Genomic DNA, 483 nt, shown 5'->3' with positions numbered 1-483 from the left:
ATACTTTCTGAGCTTATCAATGGACGCTTTCCCACATCTTGATACTGTCCATGCCCTTAAAGCTACCCAAACCATATAGTCGAGTTTGGAGAATGTTTCCTTGGATACTACTCCCGAATAGTAGTTAATCCACCCTTTTATGACTGGATTTAGGCGTTTGATTAATGCGTATTGTGGGGCTGTTTTATGAGCCTTGATAACTGCCTTAATTGCCTTGTAATGCTCCTTGACTGACTTCTTGCTTGGCTTTATGTTGAGTCGGAGTAGCCGCTTTCCCCCTACACTAGTTTTTGTGGCTTTGTATTTGCCAACTGTGTAGTGGCGGACATTAAACCCTAAGAAGTCAAAACCTGGCTTTCCCCCCTCTTCTGAGAATTCATGGGTATGGCAGATTCTTGTCTTTTCGGGCTTAAGCTTTAATCCAACTTGTTTAAGCCATTGTTCAATCAGGTCTCGGGCTTCTAGTATGACTTCTTTGTGCGG

The 483-nt window shown here is 43.1% G+C and carries 1 protein-coding gene; it reads right to left on the bottom strand.

Annotation, left to right across the window (positions count from 1 at the left end):
* The coding region (locus AC0QH1_RS20750; protein ID WP_324633216.1) for a group II intron maturase-specific domain-containing protein at window positions 1–483 on the bottom strand (483 nt) is incomplete at both ends.

It is taken from the genome of Phormidium sp. CCY1219 (assembly GCF_055795085.1).
The sequence above is the reverse complement of the archived record's forward strand: the minus strand, read 5'-3'. Positions and strand labels throughout refer to the sequence as shown.